The organism is Flavobacterium chryseum (genome assembly GCF_004362015.1).
Taxonomy (GTDB): Bacteria; Bacteroidota; Bacteroidia; order Flavobacteriales; family Flavobacteriaceae; genus Flavobacterium.
Window position 1 is genome coordinate 121,408 of record NZ_SNWW01000002.1, and the last position, 23,114, is coordinate 144,521.

Annotated in this window: 15 protein-coding genes; 6 read left to right on the plus strand and 9 right to left on the minus strand. The window is 34.9% G+C overall.

All coding sequences use genetic code 11. The features are described 5' to 3' along the window. Positions 1–54: 54 nt before the first annotated feature. Entirely contained in the window at positions 55–264 is a 210-nt protein-coding gene (locus tag EV143_RS04230; RefSeq protein ID WP_133506729.1) for a hypothetical protein, read from the plus strand. Positions 265–368: 104 nt separating this feature from the next. Here EV143_RS04230 and EV143_RS04235 read toward each other — a convergent pair whose 3' ends face one another. From EV143_RS04235 to EV143_RS04245, 3 genes are all read right to left on the minus strand, one after another. Further along, the gene (locus EV143_RS04235) at positions 369–863 is read right to left on the minus strand and encodes a hypothetical protein (protein WP_133506730.1); all 495 of its coding nucleotides are present in this window, start codon (positions 861–863) and stop codon (positions 369–371) included. Between the two features lie 133 nt (positions 864–996). Beyond that, positions 997–1,851 carry an AraC family transcriptional regulator gene (locus EV143_RS04240; protein WP_133506731.1) on the minus strand — a complete coding sequence of 285 codons (855 nt, stop codon included), beginning with the start codon at positions 1,849–1,851 and terminating at the stop codon, positions 997–999. Between the two features lie 83 nt (positions 1,852–1,934). Beyond that, a complete protein-coding gene (locus tag EV143_RS04245; protein WP_133506732.1) occupies positions 1,935–2,894 on the minus strand; it encodes a YheT family hydrolase in 960 nt (319 codons plus the stop codon). Between the two features lie 230 nt (positions 2,895–3,124). On the opposite strand from EV143_RS04245, the gene EV143_RS04250 reads away from it, so the two are divergent. Together EV143_RS04250 and EV143_RS21430 are read left to right on the plus strand one after the other, a co-directional pair. Then, positions 3,125–3,610: a hypothetical protein gene (locus EV143_RS04250; RefSeq protein WP_133506733.1), complete on the plus strand. Its 486-nt coding sequence runs from the start codon at positions 3,125–3,127 to the stop codon at positions 3,608–3,610. 164 nt (positions 3,611–3,774) lie between these two features. Further along, the gene (locus tag EV143_RS21430; RefSeq protein ID WP_166638115.1) at positions 3,775–3,924 is read left to right on the plus strand and encodes a hypothetical protein; all 150 of its coding nucleotides are present in this window, start codon (positions 3,775–3,777) and stop codon (positions 3,922–3,924) included. A gap of 753 nt (positions 3,925–4,677) precedes the next feature. On the opposite strand, the gene EV143_RS04255 is transcribed toward EV143_RS21430, so the two are convergent. Both EV143_RS04255 and EV143_RS04260 read right to left on the minus strand, forming a co-directional pair. Then, positions 4,678–6,102, minus strand: a complete 1,425-nt coding sequence (locus EV143_RS04255; protein WP_133506734.1) for a SusD/RagB family nutrient-binding outer membrane lipoprotein — start codon at positions 6,100–6,102, stop codon at positions 4,678–4,680. Between the two features lie 12 nt (positions 6,103–6,114). Continuing rightward, entirely contained in the window at positions 6,115–9,294 is a 3,180-nt protein-coding gene (locus EV143_RS04260; protein WP_133506735.1) for a SusC/RagA family TonB-linked outer membrane protein, read from the minus strand. A 599-nt stretch (positions 9,295–9,893) separates the two neighbouring features. Here EV143_RS04260 and EV143_RS04265 point away from each other — a divergent pair. Then, entirely contained in the window at positions 9,894–11,501 is a 1,608-nt protein-coding gene (locus EV143_RS04265) for a class I SAM-dependent methyltransferase (RefSeq protein WP_133506736.1), read from the plus strand. A 58-nt stretch (positions 11,502–11,559) separates the two neighbouring features. On the opposite strand, the gene EV143_RS04270 is transcribed toward EV143_RS04265, so the two are convergent. Together EV143_RS04270 and EV143_RS04275 are read right to left on the minus strand one after the other, a co-directional pair. Beyond that, positions 11,560–14,505: an Ig-like domain-containing protein gene (locus tag EV143_RS04270; protein WP_133506737.1), complete on the minus strand. Its 2,946-nt coding sequence runs from the start codon at positions 14,503–14,505 to the stop codon at positions 11,560–11,562. A gap of 365 nt (positions 14,506–14,870) precedes the next feature. Beyond that, positions 14,871–15,065: a hypothetical protein gene (locus tag EV143_RS04275; protein ID WP_133506738.1), complete on the minus strand. Its 195-nt coding sequence runs from the start codon at positions 15,063–15,065 to the stop codon at positions 14,871–14,873. Positions 15,066–15,268: 203 nt separating this feature from the next. Here EV143_RS04275 and EV143_RS04280 point away from each other — a divergent pair, with 203 nt between their 5' ends. Then, positions 15,269–16,489 carry a DUF763 domain-containing protein gene (locus tag EV143_RS04280; protein WP_133506739.1) on the plus strand — a complete coding sequence of 407 codons (1,221 nt, stop codon included), beginning with the start codon at positions 15,269–15,271 and terminating at the stop codon, positions 16,487–16,489. A 192-nt stretch (positions 16,490–16,681) separates the two neighbouring features. Next, positions 16,682–17,497 (plus strand): alpha/beta fold hydrolase, encoded by an 816-nt coding sequence (locus EV143_RS04285; protein WP_133506740.1) that lies wholly within the window; start codon positions 16,682–16,684, stop codon positions 17,495–17,497. A 104-nt stretch (positions 17,498–17,601) separates the two neighbouring features. Here the strand turns inward: EV143_RS04285 and EV143_RS04290 are convergent, their stop codons facing one another. Next, entirely contained in the window at positions 17,602–20,784 is a 3,183-nt protein-coding gene (locus tag EV143_RS04290; protein ID WP_208111251.1) for a PAS domain-containing sensor histidine kinase, read from the minus strand. Between the two features lie 560 nt (positions 20,785–21,344). Continuing rightward, positions 21,345–22,967, minus strand: a complete 1,623-nt coding sequence (locus EV143_RS04295) for an NADP-dependent glyceraldehyde-3-phosphate dehydrogenase (protein ID WP_133506742.1) — start codon at positions 22,965–22,967, stop codon at positions 21,345–21,347. Between the last annotated feature and the right edge of the window lie 147 nt (positions 22,968–23,114).

The following is a 23,114-nucleotide window of genomic DNA, read 5'->3' on the forward strand; positions in this document are numbered from 1 at the left end:
TTAATACGATCTGCTTCTTAAGCAGAAAATTAAAAACAATTAAATTTAAAGATTATGATAGCACAAGAAAAATATGATAGAAGTTACGACATGAATGAAGAATCTCTTAATTCTGAAATTAAGGAAGAGAATGATACACCAGATACGCAACATTTTGACGATAAAAGATCTGCAGATCATCAACCAACCGAACTGGATCATGATGATGCAGACAGAAGAACTTTAGACGAGTCAGAAGCTGACGAAGATGAAGATGATGAATAAACATTAATTTAATGTTTAAATAGTAAACCTCCAAAGTTATTTGACTTTTGGAGGTTTATAATTTATGGTCGTCAAAGAAACCTGTCTATAACCTTTTTGCAAGGTTAAAGCGCCACAGTTTTATTAATAAACTTCTGTTTTTTAAATTGATAAATTGATCCGGCAATAAAGAATAACAATATAAAAACGAGCGTATTACCAATCACCGGATCTGCTATATTTTTAGCCAATGGATGCCCTAACGGAACTCTGGTAAAAGTTTCGTTAACAGTTGGAACAAGAGACAGCAAAAAGCTAAAAGACAGCCAGAAGTTTTCAAAATAACGCGCCCTTGCGCTATTTTTTCTTTTTGAATTCAGAAAATAACCTGCTAATACTAGAATAAGTATAAAAACAGAAAAAACATGTCCCGGATTAAACCCGCCATGTTTTGAAATACCCAATGCCGTTAAGGATGTAATGATTGTTCCGTAAAAATATATTTTACCGGATACTTTGTTCAAATTGATTTTACCGTACTTGATAAAATCTGTTACTGCCGCTATAATTGCTCCTACGCCTATAATTGTGTGAAAAATTCCTAAACTTGATAATCCCATTTTATATTGATTTAAGGTTGTTTGAAAATACAATACAAACTTCCGACACATTAAAGGGAATGGTTTTGTTAATTGGTCCAATTATTTGGCAATTTAGTTCACAAAAAAATATATACAATAAAACTTACTACTATTAATCGTTATCTGATTTCTGACGATAATTTGTTGGACTTACGCTGTATTTACTGGTAAAACTTTTGGTAAAATTTGCCAGGTCATTAAAACCGCAGTCAAATGCTATTTCAGTAATACGCTGATTAGAAACCTGCAAAAGTTCTGCAGCTTTTTCAAGCTTTTTGGCTTTAATATAATTGGCGGGCGTATCGTGGTATATTTTTGCAAATTCACGCTTGAAAGATGAGACACTCAAATTGTTTTGCTGCGCCAGTTCTTCGATGGTGAGCTGTGAAAACAAATTGGCTTCAATTATTTGTTTGAAAGTATAAGTCGTGGGAGAAAAAAGCTGCGATAATATCAGCTGTACCGATTCTGAATTTTGTGTCTGAGAAAGTAAAAGTATAATTTCTTTTACCTTTAGTATCAGTATATCTTCATTGATCAGAGAAGGGTTTTCAAAATAAAACAATAATCCCTCAATATACTTTTGGATTAGGAAATCGTTGTTTATTTTTTCACTTGATTTATTCGATGTTACGTTTCTTGGTTTCTGAAGCAAAGATGGAAGTTCCTTGTCATATATTTTTTTTAATATCTCCGGATAAAAAGTAACGATCACAATTTCACAATTACTTTTTGATTTTGAATTCTGTATTTGCTTTCCGGAATGTATACAATTCAGTAATAATGCATAATTGGTGGGGATCTCTATCTTTTCATTATCAATCTGATATTCGATGTCACCTTCCTTCACATATAAAAAACAAGCCTGCTCCGTAACCGGAAAATCAAATTTAAACGGCGGTGTTATTTCAATTTTTTGAATCAGTGTTTTGCCATACAAATCGTGTTTTTTATAGTCGTTTATCATAAACCTTTTTTATTTATATCTTCTTTACACCAGATTAAGTGTCAGTTACAAACTCTTTTACACCTGTATTTTACGATTCGGGACTATTTATAAGATTTAAAAAACTCATAGGCTCTTTGCTCTGCATAGGAATACGTTGAATTACGCAGCGGAAAAGCACAATGTCCTCCATACTTTGGAGTTTCAAGATAAACGTATGCACTGTCTTTCGCTATAGCTCTTGGGTAACATCTTTCACCTAAAAAAGGATCATCCAGAGAATTAATAATTAAGACCGGAGTGGTAATATTTTTAAGGGAAAATTCAGGAGAAACGCGCTGATAATAATCATCACGGCTGGCAAAGCCATGCAGCGGTGCTGTAAAATAATGATCAACTTCATCAAAAGAAGTAATGCTGTCAATTTGATCACTGTTTATAAAATCAGGAAACTGCGCTGCTTTATGTTTCAGTTTTCTTTTAATATCAATTGTAAAATTCTTTAAATAAACTCTGTTAAAGCCTTGTTTGAGTACAGCCGCACTTGTGGCAATATGTGTGGGTACTGAAATGCATACTCCGGCTTTTATGCGCTTATCGATTTTTTTCCATCCAAAATAATTCAAAAGCTGAACACCTCCCATTGAATATCCAATCAAATAAACCTCTTCAAATCCCTTTTTCAAAACATACTGAACAACTTCGTCCAGATCATCTACTGCACCGTGATGATAAAGTCTGGGTAAACGGTTCATTTCACCTCCACAGGTTCGGTTATTCCATGCAAAAACTGAAAAATCTTTCTGCTGAAAATAAACTGCACAGCTATTATTGTACGTTCTGCGGGAATCTCCTTCTAAACCATGACATAGAATAACTGCTTTTTTAGAATTATTTATGATAAAATCAATGTTGATAAAATCTCCGTCGACTAACTCATGTTTTTCTCTTGTGTATCCGGGAGCATCAAACCTTTTAATCAAAGCAGCATAAATAGTAGAAACGTGCCTGTTACGATGCATAATAGAAGGAAATTTATATTCTGAGTGTTCAATGATTGGCATGATTAAAAGTTTTATGGTGCGTGGTATTACAAATCTATGAAATCAATTAACATGTAATTAAAAACTGTCTTTTTTATTTCAATTGTATTGATTAATAACAAGCTTATTTTTGAGAAAACAAATAGGAAGAAAAACAGACTTATATACTAATCTAGAAATAAGAATGAAATTATGTAACAAGAAATCTTCAAAAAAGAACTACATTTCAGATCTAACTAAAAAACATATTTATGAAAAATTTCTTAATGCTATTACTACCAATTTTATTTTTTTCTTGTCAACAAAAAGAAAATAAAACCGCTCCTGTTAACGATTCGGAGCAAATTTCTACAGAGAAAAGTAAAGACGAAGACAAACCAGTAGAATTCGAAGAAAACAAACAAGTTGGCGACACTATACTTATGAGCTCTAAAAATGAAAGAGGATCGTATATAGCTGAAGGTTCCTTAGATTCTCTTCATCCGAGAACGTATGTCAAATTTAAAATTGAAGAATTAGGCGAATTAAGCGCAAACATTATTCCCACTACTGGCGAAGGAAACATCCGTTTTAACCAAATTATTTTTCCCGATAACACTTCAGACGGACCGTTTGGAATGGATTTAAAAATCAAACTCAAGCAAAAAGGAAATCATATTTTAGTAATTGGACATTCGCAAATGGCTGACAATCCTTTTTTGGGTAAATTCAGGGTTGAGGTTGAGACTAAAAAATAATGATTACAGTATAACTAAAATAAGAGAACCCCGAAGTCAGACACTTCGGGGTTTTCTTTTATAGTTTGACATGGGGAATATGTAATTAGAGTTTATAATTATGAAAGAAAATTTTTGACCGTAATTTTACTTTGCGTTCAATAATCTCTAAAAAATTCATACATATGAAAACTTTATGTCTAAAAGTTGCCGTAATTATATTAATCTCATTGTTTAACTTCAGTTGCGATCATTGCGATGATGAAGATCGTAATCTAAATCAAAAAGAAGAAGCTTTACACAAAGTAGACTCCGCTCAAATTATCACAAATTGATTGGCTTTATAAAAGTGATGCATACTTACATAATAAATCATTCAACCAAAAGCGTAGTCCAAGAAGTTTATGAACATCAATTACAAAAAGAACAAACCCTGAAAATACTTTCGGGGTTTCTTTTTTTGATCGTTTTAAAAATTAATCTTCTATATTTGACCGTGTATAAATTTACATGCCTCTATTTTTATTTTATGATCTTTTACCTGCTCTTTCAAATTTTTATTTCCTGGTTTGTTGCCTCTTGCATTCTAAGATTATTTTACAAGACAGTATCGGTAAAAGACATCGAAGTTTACCGCGAACCTGCACTTCTTACATTTCTTCTAACCGCAATTGATATAAATTTTCCGCTAAAAGCAAAATTTATAACCGGAAAGATACTGCACCATTGCATAGGAGTCTGTTTTGCTTCCATCTATTACCTGATTTGGTACTATGAATTCAAAGAAATATCCTGGAAGATCAGCCTTATTATAGGACTCATCAACGGCTTATTACACATTATAGGCTGGGTTTTTCTGCTTGAAATTATACCATCATCGCGGCTTAGTAATTTTAAAGGATATTACCTTCAGCTTGTATTTGTACACAATGTTTTTACCATAAGTGCCATAACTATATACGAATTGTTCTAAGTTTGATACCAAAAAAAGTATTTAAAATAAAAAAAGCTAAATCTTTCGATCTAGCTTTTTTTATTTTAATAGATGTAAACAGGAGATTTAATATTAATTATCTCCGGAATTCTGCTTAATTTATATCAAACCATAATTTTGTGGTAAGTAAGTCTTTTCCCTGAGCAGAAATTGCTGCCTGGTAACTAGTTCCGTTTAAAGATTGCTCTGTGCCTGGATAAAAGAAACGTGAAGGTATTTTTCCGTCCAAAACCGTAGCCGGACCAGCTGTTAATACCGGATAGTCAAGTCTTCTCCACTCTGCAAAGGCATCAAGTCCTTGTCCGTAAAATGCAATCCACTTTTGTGTACCTATTGATTTAGCATAATTTGTTGCATCGTACTTTACAATTGCCTGATTCAGGTAATTAGAAATAACTGTTGCATCAGTAATACCAAATTGATTGAATGATGCCGTAATTGCATTTTTATATAGTTGTTCTGCATCTCCGGCAATATATCCACGCGCTACTGCTTCAGAAAGATTAAACAACGTTTCAGAATAGGAAGCAATTACAGCCGGCGAAGCCGAAGTCAGAAAATAAGTACCCGGTTTTGATGTTTTAGCAAATCCCTGACTGTTGGCATCACTGTTAGATAATCCATTAGCTGCTCCAACGTATGTACCAACGCTTGCATCTGATGGCAACTGCGCATAAACCGGCAAACGCGGATCTGAGAATTCTTTTAATTTATCAACCAATGTTTTAGAAATACGATAATCATCACGAGTTTCAAACCATGCTGAGGCCGGATTTTGCTGAGGCGAACTAATATAAGTAAACTTAAAAGTATCGTTATTGCTGCTTAATACTCCTGCAGCATCTGTTGTTGCATCAATCGCAGTTTGTTTGGCCAAAGCAGGTTCTCTGTCTGAAATTCTTAAAGCAATACGCAAACGAAGTGAATTTACCAGTTTTTTCCATTTTGTAATGTCACCTTTATAAACCAAATCACCGGTTACAGTGCCGTTTGCTGTGTTTAGCAAAGACTGCGCTTGTTTCAAATCTTCAAGTAATCCTGTATACACTTCTTTTTGAGTATTGTATGCCGGTGTTACTTTTAGACCTGCTTCTTTGTAAGGAATACTTCCATAAGCATCTGTCAGCAATAAAAATGTCCATGAACGTAAGGTTAATGCAATTCCTTTGTAATTTGAATTTGCCTGGTCTGCCGGAAAATTTAGAATTGTATTCAAATCTGTAATCAAAGTTGCATATCCTGTATTCCATAAAGTAGTGAAAGACGTATTAGACACATCGTATCTGTCCGGTTCTGTATATTGAATTTTAGCCCAATGCTGAACAAATAGCAAAGATGAGTCAAAATTATTGGTTGCCCCCCAATATAAGTCAGAGCCCTGTTTTAAGGTTCCTGTTAAAAGGTAAGGTGCCAATGGTGTTTCAGTTGCATTTGGATTTTTATTAATATCATCCAGCGTATCGCTGCAAGAAGTCAGTGACAATGCAAAGAGCGTTATATAGGCTATTTTTTTTAGCATGATTTTGTGTTTTTAAAATTTAAGATTAACATTCAGACTGAAATTTCTGGTAGTTGGCAAAGCTAAACTCTCCAACCCTTGCGCATTTCCGGTATTGAAAGCGGTTTCAGGATCAATATTTGGTGCATCTTTGTAGATAAATAAAAGGTTACGGCCCACTGCAGTAATACTGGCTCCCGCCAATCCTAACTTCTTCACAAATGACTTATTGAAATTATACGCCAATTTTATTTCTCTTAGTTTTACAAAAGTTGAACTATAAATATAGGCTTCACTAATATTGTATGACGCTTTGTAATATTCCTGCGCACTAAGAACTGAAGTGTTTGGAGTTCCATCAGCATAGACGCCTTTAAAGATCATACCATCATCATATACTGCTGCGCCACCTGGTGCGCCTCCACTTGGCAGTAAGGTTTTTGTAGTTCCGTTAAGATAGTAATTTAATCCACCATTAGCAGCATCACGGCCTTCAAGTGTCTGTGCAAGTACACCAGTGTAATTACCTGTTCTGTTGGTCCCTGAAAAAAGTTCTCCTCCTACACTAGCATCTACAAGAAATGACAATTCAAGATTTTTGTAGGTCAATGTATTGGTAACACCAGCTAAATAATCCGGAGTATAATGTCCCAATACTTTCTTTTGCGGATCAGCTTTTGGTAATCCATTTGCACCAACCACTATATTTCCGTTGCCGTCGCGCAGGTAAGCTGTACCGTATAATGCACCATAAGCCTCTCCTACTGATGCCAATACATCAACACCTCCTGAAGTACCAATTGTGTAGTTTTGAATCTGTTTTTCATAATCAAGAATCTTTACTTCGCTTATATTCTTTGAATAATTTACCGCTACATTCCATTTGAAATTTTGAGTCTGAACAGGGCTTCCGTCCAACTGTATTTCTATACCATGGTTATTGATTTTTCCAGCATTGATTAACTGTGAATTATAACCGCTTGCAGTAGTTGTTTTTATCTCCAGAATCTGGTCAAAACTATTGGTGTTATAATAAGCAACATCAAAATGCAGTCTGTTTTTCCAGAAAGAAGCCTCTAAACCAAATTCCGTAGATCGGGTGGTTTCTGGTTTCAAATTTTCATTAAGTTTTTTCTGCGAAGAAGTTTGAATTGGATTTCCGTCAAATGCAGTTTGAAAATTATAAACCGTTGCCAATTGATACGGATCTGCATCATTACCCACTTCAGACCAGCCAGCACGCACTTTCAAGAAATCTAATGTATTGCTTTTTAGATTTAAGGCATCTGAAACCACTAAACTACCACTAACAGAAGGATAGAAATAAGAGCGGTTACTGCTTGGCAATGTCGATGACCAGTCATTACGCGCCGTTAAGTTTAAAAAAGCATAATTTTTATAACCCAATTGTGCCGAAGCGTATGCACTGTAAACTCTCAATCTTGATAATGAATTCGATGAAGTCAACGGATCTCGTGAATTAGTCAGCGTATATAAATCAGGCACAGCTAAACGTGGTGCTTTTTGATAATTGTTTGCATCGCTATGGTTACGAATATTGAATCCGGCCAAAGCATCCAAACTAAAATCATCATTGAGTTTTTTGGTATAAGTAAAAATACCTTCCGTGTTTCTTTCATTTACGGTGTAAGCATCTTCAGCATACGATCCGAATGGAGTTCCGTTTGTACCATACTTAATCGTATATTTTCTACGATCATTATAATAGTCAACTCCCGTGCGGAATTTAAAATTAAGACCTTCAGCAAGTTTAACATCCAAATGAATATCTCCAATTAAACGGTTACGTTGTTGACTTGTAGTGTTATAATAAGCATTCCAATACGGATTGCTGTAATAACTGTTGTTCCAGTTGACATTTCTATTATTTTCAAGCTGATTGATATCTACCTGACGTCCAAACCAAAGAAACTGCAGCATTACACCGGCAGCACGACCGCCCGATGGACCACCCGGCAATGCTGGAGCATCAGTAACGATATAATTCGCTGTTACCCCTACTTTTATATTTTTGGATATTTTATAATTGGAGTTAACTGTAAAGTTTGTTTTGTTTACCTCACTATTAGGCACTACTCCGGTTTGTTTTTGATTATTTACTCCTAAACGAAAATCTGCTTTATCATTCGATTGTGCCACAGAAATACTATTATCAAGCGTGATACCTGTATTAAAGAAGTCTTTAACATTATTAGGATGAGCCACAAAAGGCACTGCCACACCATTTGAATAAAATTGAGGAATAAGACGTCCGTCCATTTTAGGTCCCCAGCTTTCATCAACTCCATCATTAATACCGCCTCCTTTACCGTCTACATAGCTAAATTGTCCGTTAGATCCTTGTCCAAATGAATTTTGATACTTAGGCAAAGTAGCCACTTGAGAGATCGTTATACCAGAACTAAAGCTTATCCCTAGTCCGTTTTGAGTTTTTCCAGATTTTGTAGTAATAAGAACCACACCATGCGCAGCACGTGATCCGTAAAGGGCAGCAGCATTTGGTCCTTTCAAAACTGTTATCGTCTCAATGTCCTGTGGATTTAAATCGGCAATTGCATTTTTAAAATCGCGGGTAGCGCCGCCAACGCTTCCAAGCTGCGAATTGTCTACCGGAACTCCATCGACCACAAATAATGGCTGGTTATTTCCGGATATAGACGTTTCACCACGAATAATAATACGCGAAGATCCCATATCTCCCTGCGAATTGGTGATACGTACTCCGGCCAATTTTCCCGTAAGGCCATTCAAAAGATTCGTTTCTTTTGTATCTGACAAATCCTTGCCTTTAATTGATTGAGTGGTATATCCTAAAGATTTCTTTTCTTTTGTAATACCCAACGCCGTTACTACTACTTCTGACAACGCATTTTGCTCTTGAGAAAGGCTAATAACGACAGAATTTGCACTAACTACAGTTTCTGTTTTTTTATACCCGAGATAACTTACCACTAGCGTATAAGGAAATTTTTGCCCTGTTTGGAAATAAAACTTCCCGTCAAAATCGGTTTGAACCCCGTGTGTAGTTCCTTTAATATTTATTGAAGCGCCAATAATAGCATCCTTCGTAACAGCATCGATTACTGTTCCCTCGAGTTTCGACTGAATTAACGGTGTAGTCTCTTGAGCTTTAACTCCTATGGAAATCAATAAAATACATAACCAGATATATCTATTTAATTTTTTTTTCATTACTTTGTTTTGGTTTAATAAATAAGGTTAGCCGAAACGGATTTACTCCACTCTCGCTTTCCTTACAGAGATGAACAATTTCTTTAAGCTTCACCATTTCTGCTGCAACAGAAATGGTATTTTTTTATCTACACATTCGTTTTTTCATTTTTTCTATTTTGAATTATTATTATTTTGAATTGCTCTTTAAATTCAATCCTGAATTTGGATTGCATTTTTAGTAAAAATTTGAATTAAGTATTGAAGGATTTCGACTCAAAAAACTTATAAAACATACATTTGAAATGATTCTGTTTTGTTCAAATTTATATGTAATTTTTAGTCTTAATTTGTTATTTTCCCTTAATTCACAATATATTCTACTAATTTGATAGAACAAAAGTATATTAAAAATACGAACCTCAAAAGTTTATTCGTAATTTTTGCAAAAAAAATGTTAATTAAATTAATTCCAATTTTTAAATTATTAAAAACAAGAGACTTAATAATTATGAGTCCTGTTTTACTGTGTAAGAATTTTTCTAAATCAATAAGATTAAATTAGAAATAGCCATCAGTTAAAAAAAATTACTAATTTTAGTACATATTCATTTTATACTATGACCAATAAATCAGAACTTCGAAGTTCCATTTTCAGACATCTCGACGGCTTAGCCGTTGCCCCAGTTGCAATAGCACTTCAAAACAATGCAGTTTTAGAGTTTATCCTGAACAAAAAGCAAATACAATTAACAGAGCTTGTCACTGTTTTTAAGGCAAACGAAGGTTATCTGAATGTTGGTTTGAGAATTTTGGCTTCTCAGGGCTTTTTAGATTACGAAGTCGATAACAAAACCCAGGAAATTACAATCTCGGTAAATAAAAAGACAGAAATTGCCTTTTCACTTTTTCATCTTTATGAAGATGTAGTTGATTTACTTCACTTTTCTACCCAATTTCATCCACGTATTTTTGAAGATGCACCGTTTGAAAAACTCAACATTATTTTCGAAAAATATAAAAAGAATTACGGAATTGAACGCTCAGATGATGCTCTGACAAATAGTATTCAGGACCAGATTTTAAAACACGTAGAAGGGTATTTAATTGGCCCGACTATAGTGCGTTTGGCAATGAACGGAATGTTTCACAAATATTTTATGGAGACTTCTTTTAAACCCGAAGAGTTTCATAAATCGCCTGAAAAATTTAAAAAAATATTAGACTTTTTTGTGCATCTTGGATGGTTTCTGGAAAAAAACGGCAATTATCAATTTACCGAAGTGGGATTGTTTTTTGCAAAAAGAGCCAGTGCTTATGGTGTTACAGTTTCGTATTTACCAACATTTGCCAAAATTGAAGAATTAATTTTTGGCGATCCGGCGGTTTTAAGAATGATTGCCGATGGCGAAAACGAAATTCATGTTGATCGTGAAATAAATGTATGGGGAAGCGGCGGTGCGCACGACACGTATTTTAAAGTTGTAGACGAAATTATCATCAAACTTTTTAACCTGCCAATTGAGCAACAACCCAAAGGAATCCTGGATATGGGTTGCGGTAATGGGGCTTTTTTACAGCACATTTTTGAGGTAATCGACAGGCAAACTTTACGCGGAGAAATGCTAGAGGAATATCCGTTGTTTTTGGTCGGGGCAGATTATAATCAGGCGGCGCTAAAAGTAACCAGAGCAAATCTTATAAAAGCAGATATTTGGGCAAAAGTAATTTGGGGAGATATTGGACGCCCAAATGTACTTTCGGATGACTTGCGGGAAAATTATAATATTGACCTGAAAGATTTGCTTAATGTAAGGACTTTTTTAGATCACAACCGAATTTGGACAGATCCGAAAAACATCGACAAAGACAGAATTAGTACTTCTACCGGCGCATTTGCTTACAGAGGAAAAAGAATCAGTAACAATCTGGTAGAAGATAATCTCCTGGAACATTTACAAAAATGGTCGCCTTATGTCCGTAAATTTGGTTTGCTTCTGATTGAATTGCATACCATAAACCCCAAACTTGCAGCCAGTAATTTAGGAAAAACCCCAGCAACAGCTTATGATGCCACTCACGGTTTTTCTGACCAGTATATTATTGAGATAGATGTTTTTAATCATGTCGCTTCAGAAGCAGGATTATTTCCGGATAAATCAATTTTTAAACGATTTCCAGATGCTGATATCGCTACGGTCAGCATCAACTTACTGAAAGGGAACTAAATAAAAATGCCAGATCGTTTGATCTGGCATTTTTTTGTTGTTTTATTATTGTAATTGATTACTTAACAATCAGTTTTTTAGAAACATTTAAAACATTAGAATTAATGGTAACAACATATATTCCTGAAGCTAAATTATGATTGATTTTTGCAGATGCATTTAATTTTTTCACCAAAACCTTTCTTCCATTAATATCAGTAACAGTTATTGTTGCCTCCTCACCTGCTTTTAGTTCCGGTAAATCAATATTGAATTCATTATTGATTGATGGGTTCGGATAAATACTAACTGCAATGCTATTCTCTGTTACGTCTGCTTCATTAACAGTAACTTTTTTTGCTGTAGAAGTAGTTTGAAATTGCCATTGTGCACTTTCCCAGTTGTTTTGTCCTCCGGCATATTGAGCAGAACCGTTGAGGTTTTCAATATGAATCATACTGCCCGTTTGCCATCTGTTTTTAATTCTTACCCAAGTACCATCAACATTTTCGTTCGACCATTGTGCACTCCACCAACCAGATGATCCTGCAGTACATTGTACCGCTCCTGTTAAGTTTTCAATATGCATTATATCTCCCGTGCCTACATTTTTTAATATAAAATAGGTCGCATCAACGGCTACTTTTTCCCATTTGTAATTATTGTTTACAACAGTTGCACCATATCCTACATTCGCACCGGCATCATACAAATAATTATTTGTCCATTTATTTTTAATCGTAAAATAGTTTCCGGTTGCCGTAGTTACCGTAATTGCAGCCGTACTTGTTTTATTTCCATCTGCAGTTGTTACTGTAATTGTTGCAGTTCCGTTTGAAATGGCTGTTACTAAACCTGAAGCATTAACCGTTGCTACGGCAGTATTGTTTGAACTATAACTAACAGCTTTATTAGTGGCATTAGACGGTAGAACAGTGGGTGTTAATTGTTGTGTTGCACCTACTGCTAATGATGCTGAGGTTGGATTTAAACTCACACTTGTTACTGGAACATTTGATGAATTTACCGTAATTGCAGCAGTTGCTGTTTTATTGCCGTCCTGAGTTGTTACTGTAATTGTTGCCGTTCCCGAAGCAATGGCAGTAACTAAACCCGAAGAATTGACGGTTGCGACCCCAGTATTGTTAGAACTATAACTTACCGTTTTGTTGGTAGCATTGGCCGGAGCAACTGTTGGCGTTAATTGTTGCGTTGCACCAACACTTAAAGTAGCTGTTGTTGGTGAAAGTGTTACTCCTGTAACGGCAACTGATGTAGTTGAACAGTTAGAACTTTGTGTCCATGAAAATGAACCAATTGCACTGATTTCTTCATTTACTGTAGCATTACCGCCTCTGTTGGAATAATTCATGTTACAATACGTTCCATTTCCGCTGGGAGAGCCTGCTATAAGTACAAAAAAACCTCTGCCCCAATTTCTGTTCAATGCATTATTGTTTGGAAATTCCTTCCCTGTTCCATTAACCGTTATGTCTTTAAAACTAAGATTATAAATACCATCTCCTGATCTTTTGCTTATCGAAATCGCATCATTTCTTGAATCTATAATATCGATATTATAAAGCTGAACATTTTTAACCTGAGATCCGGCATTAGTAGCACTGAAAATATCTACCGCCGCTACAGGATTATTATAAGTATCATTAAAAGTTCCGCATGTTGTTACCGTGATATCGTGAATTTCGTGCATACCATCATTGTTAAATGGCGCTCCGGGAAAATTATTACTAACTCTGATACCCGCTTCCAGATTATCTTTTATAATTAAATTGTAAGCTTTGTTGTTTTTTCCGCCGTAAATAGCAAGACCACAGGCACGCCAGCAGTTTTCTGAGGTATTATATCTAAAGGTATTATTGATACATTCCAATCCGTCTGCAGACCAAATTGCCTGATCATCATCGCCATTATTTCTAAAACTGCAGTGCTCTACAATCGAATTTGCTGTTCCTTTGCACAGGTTAATTCCATCGGCATAATTATTTCTAAAACGACAATGCGATACTGTAAATCCATCAGCAATTGCAGGTCCTCCAGTATTGTATTGTGCAATCCAGGCTCCACATTCAAAGTGTTCAGCCCAAATATTTTTTACTGTCGAACCAGCTGTGAAAACTCCATTGATAGCTTTATAAGAATTGCTTCTTGAAGCCGAATTGGTTGTTAAGTAAAGATCGCTGAATGAAATGTTACTTGCATTGGCACGCAATCCTCCATTTAAGCTGGTAGTATTGGTGAAATTAATTTGAGTATACCACATTCCGGCACCAATTAATGAAGTATTGGCAACACCAAAATACAATTCACGGTTAACATTGTAAACTCCAACCGGAATAAATATTTTTTTACCGCCGTTCGCATCAATAAAGATCTGAAGATCGCTTCCGTTTCCTGTATACGTTACTGAACCGGCCGGAGCACTAACACTTGTTGGAATGGGTTCCATCTCTGCAAAATCCAAATGAACATTTCCTGATTCTCTTACTAATCTTAATGTTCCGGATGCCGCTATTTTACTGGGAAGTTTATAACGAACTTCGTCAAATCGCATTCTTGGGTTTTGATTGGTAATTCCGTTATTATTTGGATTTCCGTTACTCCACAAATATTCCCAAGACCAAGTTGAAGTTACTGTTAGCGTTGTAATTTTTGTGCTTCCATTATACACGCCCAAAGTTGCACTTTGTCCGTCAGGAACGCTATAACGAATTACAAGTCCGTCTGCAGCTTCTGTAAGCGTCCATTGAACTGTAGCATTGGTTGCAGACATATTTACACATTGCTGATTTGATGCTTCTGATTGAAGATCAGCCTGAATATATGATTTGGAAGTAACTGTAGCGCCATTTGATAATTGGCCTAAGTTTGCTTCATACCTTTTATACGGCGCATCATAATAACCGCGCTGTGCATATAAATTGGAAGTAAAAAGAGCGAAAAAGAGCCAAATTATATAGCAATACCTGTCTCTTTTTAAAAAAGTAAAATGTAATTGATTGTTCATAATTTTAGTTTTTAATTAGTTTGTTCCTACAAAAAGGAGATAACGAAACTAGACTTAAAAAATAAACTAAAGAAAAGATGTGTTAAAAATCAAGATTTATACAACGATTTCGTTGTTTTAAATATTTGACAATCAATGTTTTAAATTTTTACAATAAATAAAAAATCAAGAATAAATATAGATAAGAAATTAGTAATCTAAGGCAGATATAATAAGAATATTAAAAAATTTGATATCAATTATTCCATATTCTCTTTTTATAAGCAAAAGTTTAATACATTATCACAGGATAAAAAACTTATTAAAAAGAGTTGAGAGTATAAATGAAAACGTCTCAAATTCTAAATTTGAGACGTTTTTATTTGTTATTTTTTTTCTTCATTATTTAGCTTGTCATCCAAATCAGGTTCTTTACCTTTAAATTTGTGCGTGTCAACATCATAATTTTCATCGTTTGTTAAAACTTCATCATGATCTTTATATTGATGTTTTCTCATGTCACTTCGATTATCAGAACCACTTTTCTTAGTGCTATTCTGATTTTGATTATTTGTGTTCATAATTATAAGTTTTAAATTTCTAATAAAATTAATGGAATTATAAAAATGAACGCTTATAGAATCTTTTGTAAAAGTTATAAAATACCACTAAGATATTTATAAATGATTGTATAAATCTCATAGTAAATCCTTTTCTAAAAAGCTTGAATTTCAATAAATTATTAAAAATATTTTTGCCTATTTTTGTATAAATACAAACTCAGATGAAACGTTCCGGCACAGCAGATCTCCCATTACATTACGGACATGTTCCGTTATGGCTAGCCGAACGAATGTCTAAACTTGGTTTTGCAATTGTAGAAACGATTGCAATGGAATTTTCTACTTCTGAAGTAATCAGCAAACTAAGCAATCCTTTTTGGTTTCAAAGTTTTGGCGCTGTAATGGGAATGGACTGGCATTCATCCGGAATTACAACTTCTGTTCTTGGCGCCTTAAAAAAGTCTGTAAACCCGCATTCAAAAGAACTCGGAATATATATCTGCGGAGGTAAAGGCAAACATTCGATGCTTACGCCACAAGAACTTCTGTTTGTAGGTGAAAAAACAGGACTTGACGGTAATAATCTCGCCAATTGCAGCAGACTTACGGCTAAAGTAGATAACACCGCCATTCAGGACGGATTTCAGTTGTACCAGCATAATTTTATTGTTGATAATAAAGGGCAATGGGCTGTTATTCAGCAAGGAATGAACCCTAACTCTAAAACTGCGCGACGATACCATTGGCATTCAGCAGATTTAAAGTCTTTTATAAATGAACCTCATACGTTTATTTACGGCGAAAATCAAGGTACTATTTTAAACCTTACTGCTGAGGCAGCTACAAAATCAAGAGAAGGTATTTTAGAATTATCGAAAGAATCTCCAACAAAAATCATGAAAGAAATGCAGTATCTTTCTATGCCAGCACATCATGATATTAGAATGGAAGATGTTAACATGAAAAGACTGGGCGCAATGCTCTGGGCAACGCATGAAAATAAACCGGAAGATTTTGAAGAACTTTTGCTTTTAAAAGGAATGGGACCAAGAGCTTTGCAGTCATTAGCACTGGTTAGCGAAATAATTTACGGTACTCCTACCCGATTTGAAGATCCAGCACGTTTTTCATTTGCTCACGGAGGAAAAGACGGGCATCCGTTTCCTGTTCCGGTAAAAATTTATGATGAAACTATTGATACTTTACAAAGAGCCATTAATCGTGCGAAAATTGGTAATAGTGATAAAATAAATGCTATTCAGAAATTATCTGAAATCTCAAGAAAAGCCGAAGAAAGTTTTACGCCCAATACTAACTTTGATGCGCTGATTCAAAGAGAACGGGATGAATCACACCAATATGGCGGAAGAACTATTTTTGGAGATGCAAAGCCTCCGAAAAAAAGACCTGACAGCCCCAATAATCAACTGGAATTATTTTGAGTTGTGTATCAATTCAATAAAATTATCATACAGCTTTTTATTTCTTAATCTAGATTAATCGACAGCTCTTGTCTATAGCTCTAAATTTGTAAAAGAAATTAGAAACATCCGGTACATTAAAAACTTACATTTAATTACTTACGAAGTTTGAACTTTTCTACTAAAAATTTATTAATCTAAAACCAAAATAAGATGAGCACAATTACAGTAAAAGACGGAACAGAAATTTATTACAAAGATTGGGGAACAGGACAACCAATAGTTTTTCATCATGGATGGCCTTTGTCAAGTGACGATTGGGATGCACAAATGATGTTTTTCCTTAAACAAGGTTACAGAGTTATTGCACACGATCGCCGTGGACATGGACGCTCAGGTCAAAGCTCTGAAGGAAACAATATGGAAACATATGCTGCGGACGTAGCAGAACTGACAGCTGCTCTTGACTTAAAAGATGCCATACATATCGGGCATTCTACTGGTGGTGGCGAAGTTATACGTTATGCTGCAAAATACGGAAAAGGACGTGTTGCAAAAGCTGTAATTATTAGTGCCGTAACGCCAATAATGATTCAATCTGAAACAAATCCTGAAGGTGTGCCTTTATCTATTTTTGATGAAATTAGACAAGGTACCGGATTTAACAGAGCACAATATTTTTATGATTTCCCTATACCCTTCTACGGATGGAACCGCGAAGGAAAAACAGTTCAGGAAGGTATTAAACATAATTGGTGGCGTCAGGGAATGATGGGTTCCGTTTTAGCACATTATGAGGGAATAAAAGCTTTCTCTGAATCAGATTTTACAGAAGATCTTAAGAGTTTAGAGATACCAGTTCTTGTTTTGCATGGAGAAGATGACCAGATAGTCCCTTTTAATCAGGCACCGAAGGCTGCTGCACTTTTGAAAAACGGAAAATTAATTGCTTATCCAGGATTTCCTCATGGGATGCCAACGACAGAGGCAGAAACAATCAATAAAGATATTTTAGCTTTTATTAAATAATTAAAATATACAACTCTTCTAATTCAGTAAGAGTTACAAACTTAAAAGTGGACTTTTAAGTTTTATAATTATGATAATTATGTTTGTAATCTTCTCCGTAAATTCTAAAGTAGTTTTGTTAAGTTTATGGGGATTATGATTGAAAAAACGGAACCTTCTCCAAAATTACTTTCTGCAAAAATATCTCCTCCGTGATTTTGCATAATTTTTTTACACATTGCTAATCCTATACCAGTTCCTTCATAATCTGATTTACTATGCAGACGTTGGAAAATATTAAAAATACGTTCGAAGTATTCTGGTTGAAAACCAATTCCGTTATCCTTAATCTGAATTTTATAAAAAACAGCATTTAGATTTCCAGCATGAATTTTATTAATGTCAGATAGTTCTGCCGGTTCAGCAAGTATTGAAATTATTGGGTCACGGTCTTTTTTAGAGAATTTTAAAGCATTTCCAATCAAATTTCTAAACAACTGCGTCATCTGCATTGGATTTGCATTTACAAAAGGCAATTTGTCAATATGAATTTTGGCTTTCTTTTGTTCAATTAGCAAGTCATAATCTGAAATTAAATTTGTAACGACCTCATTTAGATCAACTTCAATATATTGTTCTTCAGATTTGGCTAATTGTGAATAATTCAGGACATCGTTTATCAGACTTCGCATTCGTGTTGCAGAATGTACAATTTTGTCTATATAATTCTGTGCACCTGCTGTTTTGTTTTCTCCCAAGCTTGATTCGAGCATTTGAGAAAAAGTACTTATTTTTCGAAGTGGTTCCTGAAGATCGTGTGAAGCTATATAGGCAAATTGAGCCAGCTCCTCATTAGACTGAAGCAATCGGCCGTTTGATTTTTCAAGATCTTCATTTGTTGTTTCCAGTTCTTCAATTGCTGTAGCAAGCTCTTCTGTACGAATGCGTACCTCCTGTTCCAGTGCTATTTGTAATTCCTGCTGTATCGTTACATCCTGTGCCGTACCGTTCATTCGGACTGGATTTCCGGCCAAATCAAAAACGGTTTTTCCTTGTGCATGCAGGATTCTTTTATGTCCTGTTTTGGGATGAACTACTGTATATACTTCATCATAAACCCCACCAGATTCGGGGTTAAGCGCCCATGCTACTGCATTGGAAACTCTTTCCCTATCTTCCTCCATCAGGACAGGTATAACTTCGTTATAATCGTTATCAGCAGGATCGAATCCAAACCACTCAATAAGACGATCTGAATAGGTAAGTCCGTTGGTCGCCACATCTATACTCCATGTTCCTAATTGTGCTAATTCGACCGCACCTCTTAATCCTGCTTCGGCTTCTTCCTGCTTTTGTCTGGCATAAACCTGATCTGTAACATCAATAGCAATGCAAATTACCCCGTAAGGTTTATTATTGTCATCAAAAAGCGGTTTATAAGTGTAGTCATAATAACCCAAATAGGATATTCCGTCTTTTACAAATTCAATGCGTTCGGCAAATACTTCATAAATTTCTCCTGTTTCTAACACATAATTATATTTTTCAAATAACTCAGTATTTTTCAATTCAGGCATCGTTTCTCCTATTGGTTTTCCTATAATCGAAGTGTCACGTCCGAATATACTCAGCATCTTTTCATTTGCTTCGCGTAAGATCATGTCTTTTCCAACATATACCAATTTTGCCACAGGAGAAGTGTAAAATATTTTACGAATAAAATCCTGATTTTCCTGCAGTAATCGATTGGCTTTTACCTGTTCGGTAACATCTGTAGCAACATCTAAAATGGCATAGACATTTCCATTTATATCAAACAAAGGTTTGTAGGTAAAATCAAAATATAATGTAGTTAGTTCGCCATTAATAATTATATCTGCTCGGGCGCCTTTTTGTTCGTATAATTTACCGGTTCTGTAAACCTCTTTTAGAATTTCAGGAAATGGCTGATTTATGGCTTCCGGAAAAACGTCAAGCATGTTTTTGCCAATTATTTCAGGACCTCTTCCCCAGTGGTCCATAATAATTTTGTTGGCGATTTCAATTCTCATATCCGGTCCAACATACAAACAAGTTCCTACGGGCGCTTCTTCGATTAAGGAACGGAAACGTTTTTCACTTTCTTCGATCTTTCTTCTTACCAACCACTGTTCTGTTACATCTACAGCCATGTGCAGCACGGCAGAACTTCCTTCGGCTTCTTTAATGCAGTCATACGAAAAATTAAAGTATCTGCGTTCCAGCTTTCCGTTAATTAATAAATCAACCGGCTGTTCATCACCTCTAAAAGGTATGCCTGTTTTTTGAACATCGATAACAATTTGTATTGCCTGCTGATCGACGAGCTCAGGCAGCGTTTCAATCATTTTTTTGCCCAAAACTTCATCTGCAGATTTTTTGTTCATAAACTGCAGCATCGGTTTATTGATGCTTTCGATAACCACATCTTCGCCTCTGGAAAGCAACATGGCAACTGGTGCCTGCTCAATCATGTTTCGAAAACGGGTTTCGCTTTGCTGAAGTTTTTCCTCAGCTCTTTTTATTTCAGTGATATCACGGGTTGTTCCGGTAACAGCCTCTACTTCTCCCTTCTCATTAAAAACCGGCGCAAAAATGTAATCGTAAACGCGGCTTCCTAATTCAGCATGCGGAAAAGATACAGTTCCTCTGACCGTTTTTTTGGTTGCAACCACTTCATCAATTTCCCTTTCGTGCATTTGGGCATGCCATTCTTCGTAGCCGTTTTCTCTTAGGCCTTTTCCAACAGCATCACTTTCTGATTTACCCCACATTGTTAGCAATGCTTTATTCGCATATGTAAATTTGTAGTCCAGGTCAAAAGCATAAACTAAATCGGGTGTGTTGTTTATAATAGCATCGTGACGGCGTTTTTGTTTCTCGGCATCAGCAAGTGTAGTGTTAAGGTTGAGTTCTGATTGCTTTTTATCTGTAATGTCTGTTGTGTTTACGACAAGTAGTTCATCTTGCTTTATAGCAGTAAATTGGAACCAGTTTTTTAAGTTTTCAGCTGAGTATGAGCATTCAAAATTTGTAGTAACACCAGTCTCAGCAACCTCGATAATTTTTTCAAGAATACCACTTTCCTTCACCATTGGAAAAACTTCACTGTAAAGTTTTCCATTATATTCTCTATCTCCAATTGTATTAATTGCGCAGGTGTTAAGTAAAAGTATCGAAAAATCTTCTACTCTGCCTTTGTCATTAATTACAGACTGTAGTACAGCAATACTATCTGAACAAGAGTCAAGAATGGTTTGAAAAAGGTTACTATTTTCTATTAACTTCATTGGGGCGTATATCTTTAAAAAAAGCATAACTGCTTTTTTTTATTTTTAAATATCAGTTTAAAGGTCTTTCTTTTTAACAGCTTTATTTCAAGCAGACTTCATTAATTTAATACTGCTTTTTAAATGCTTAAATAAAGAATTAAGCTGTGAAATTCCAGGCATTTGTCTTGGAAAAATCAGGTAAATTTCCTCTTTCTTTAAAAAAACCTATATCTAAGTAAATAAATAAAACTCGAATATGCAATAGAAATAATAAAAAATTGAAGTAAAAATTGCAACTAAAATCTATGTTGTTGCCATCAAAAAGTTTTTATTTCCTGTTTTTAAATTGAACAAAAACTTAATAAATGTCAATATATTTCATATGAAATATCAGTGATATGATACTATAATAACAATTTTATTTTAATTAAAGTATTTAGTGATTGCTTTCAACTGAATTATCATTTTTTTGAAGTAACTTACCAATTCAATTTAGTTACAATGAAAAAGGGTAGAAAACATTTGTCTTCTACCCTTTTACTATTTAAGGCAATTTGTCTACAATTGCTTGTTTTAGTTTAAAATATATAATCTGTACTTAAAAAGTTAGAATCGTGGTCTCTAACTATTGAATTGAATAATTTTTTATTGGCATCTGTAGCTTTAGTTGCAACCAACGAACGAATTGAAAATGAACGCAATGCATCTGATATTGATAATGTTCCTTCTGCGCTGTCTTTTCTTCCGGTAAACGGAAAAACGTCTGGTCCGCGTTGTGACTGGCAATTAATATTTACACGGCTTACCAAATTCACAAACGGATCAATTAAGCTTGCTACTTCTTTAGGATCTTCACTAAAAATACTTACCTGCATTCCGTGCGAAGCATTGATTTGATAATCGATAGGTTCATCGATAGAATCAAAAGGAACAACCGGAATAATTGGTCCGAATTGCTCTTCATGATATAATTTCATTTTATCGTTTACGGGATAAACTACAGACGGAAAAACAAATGAATTATTGGTATATCCTCCGTTTTCATTTATGATTTTTGCACCATTTGCCAAAGCATCATCAAGACAGCTTTTAAGATATGCCGGTTTATCAAATTCCGGAAGTGGCGTAATTTTTACATCTTTATCCCAAGGAAGTCCCGGTTTAAGCGCGGCAACGGCATCACTAAGTTTTTGAACAAATTCATCTGCAATTTCTTTCTGCACAAAAATTAATTTTAATGCAGTACAGCGTTGTCCGTTAAAAGACAATGAACCCAGTAAACATTCGCTTACAGCAACATCTATATCTGCGTGTTTGGTTACAATGGCAGCATTTTTTGCATCAAGACTTAATATCGAACGCAGTCTGTTTGCTTTTGGGTGCAATTTCTTTAAGCCATTTGCTACTTTACTTGAGCCAATAAAAGCCAATACATTCACTTTTCCACTTTCCATTAACGGAGAAATAATCTCTGCTCCTCTTCCATATAGTGTATTTACTGTTCCCGGAGGAAATGCTTCTTTAAAAGCATTCAATAATGGATAATGTGCAAGAACTCCGTGTTTAGGCAGTTTGAATAAAATGGTATTTCCCATTATAAGTGCCGGAATCAAAGTCGTAAAGATTTCATTTAAAGGATAATTAAATGGTCCCATACTAAGAACAACTCCAAGTGAAGATCTTCTAATTTGAGCCAAAACCCCTTCCGCTTCTTCAAAACGAGAAGACTGTCTGTCTAAATCTTTTAAGGCATCGATCGTAGCATTAATATATTCTACAGTTCTATCAAATTCTTTGGTTGAATCAGGAAGACTTTTTCCAATTTCCCACATCAACAGTTTGATAACAAGTTCACGTTGCTGAATCATTAAGTACACAAATTTCTGCATGCACTTGATTCTGTCTTCAACGCTCATTGTTGGCCAAACTCCTTGTCCTTCGTCGTAAGCTGCAACTGCTGCATCTAATGATTCCATTGCTTCTTTGGCAGTAGTGTGCGGTATTGTTCCAACCAGTTTGCGTTTAAGTCCGTCTGCACCATTAATAAAAACGGGAGAAAAAACTTCTGTTACGTCGCCATTCCACGGCACTAATTTACCATTTAGTAAATATTCTCTTTGATGAATTTCTGAAATTTGATATTCTTGGGGAATCTGACTTTCCTCTACAAACAAACTATCAATAGCTTTAAAATTTTCCATGTTTATATTTTAATCGGTTATTAACAAATTGATTTTTTTTGAGTTTATAAAAGACCCAAAAAAACAACTATTAAATTTAGTAATAAACAATGAATATACCATAACTATAAAATACTTTAAATCAAATAATTAAGAATTATGTCGTTT